Origin of the sequence: Castellaniella sp. GW247-6E4 (assembly GCF_040276065.1) — a bacterium.
In the GTDB taxonomy this organism is placed as follows: domain Bacteria; phylum Pseudomonadota; class Gammaproteobacteria; order Burkholderiales; family Burkholderiaceae_B; genus Castellaniella.
The window spans coordinates 1-892 of record NZ_JBELOI010000049.1 but is presented as its reverse complement, the minus strand read 5'-3'; the positions used below and the strand labels follow the sequence as shown (position 1 = coordinate 892).

The following is an 892-nucleotide window of genomic DNA, read 5'->3' as shown; positions in this document are numbered from 1 at the left end:
AATCAGAGAAAATCGCCTGTCCGGCACTGGGTGGTCACGATCACCGGAATCGGTGGTCACGATCATCGGAATACGCAATGGGGTCTCCCTCGCAAGCGATCAACGGGTTGTTATTGACGTAGAAAATCAACCCGTCCCGGTTGGTTCCCGCTTGCAGGAAGACCTCGCACTGAACCATCGAGTCCGCAGCGATGTCGTAGCAAAGTGGCTGAACCTTAACGCCGTTCCCGACGAACAGCTCCGAGATGTCCTTGGCGATGCACACGTCATCGGCATCGACGTACATTCCTCCATTGATGACGAGATAGCACAATCGGAAGTAGTCTGCCTGCATCGCGGGGTGGTAGCAGCGCATGAACGCCCGCAGATGCTCCCTTCCCAGCGATTGTTCAATGAAGCGAGCCGCGCTGCGCGCATCGAAGACACGGTATTCGAATCCGCTTGATCCCCACCTCGACCAAGAATCCATGCACTCCAGCACGTCAGCAGGCAGCGCCTGCAAGTCATGCCAGTACTGCACGATTCGCCTGGGAACTGATGGTCCCTGATTGTCCGGGGCCGTTGATGGTGGTGGTGCTTGAACAAGCCGTCGAATGAAGTCTGATCGTTGCAGGTGATGACCGGGGCTGTCGTCTTCGAGGTGCATGGGTTCTCGGGTCCGTTGTTCGTCGTATAAGAGTTGTAACAGAAAGTGAGAGCCGCTCGGGCGAAAAAATTCCTGCGCGATCAAACGATGTGGTGTCGTTGAGACATGCGCGCGCTATCGCCTGTTGCTGTCACGGTGCATGCCGCGCGCGCGTTTGTATGCCCCCCGGTGACGTCCTCCCGTAAAAGTGGACAGCTCAGAAGTAGAGAAATCCGGCGATACTAAGCCCTCAGGAGGGCCCCGCCA

The 892-nt window shown here is 57.1% G+C and carries 1 protein-coding gene; it reads right to left on the bottom strand.

Annotated elements, in window-relative coordinates; all coding sequences use genetic code 11:
• Window positions 1-40: 40 nt before the first annotated feature.
• Entirely contained in the window at window positions 41-646 is a 606-nt protein-coding gene (locus ABS761_RS16875) for a glycosyltransferase family 32 protein (RefSeq protein ID WP_350409553.1), read from the bottom strand.
• Between the last annotated feature and the right edge of the window lie 246 nt (window positions 647-892).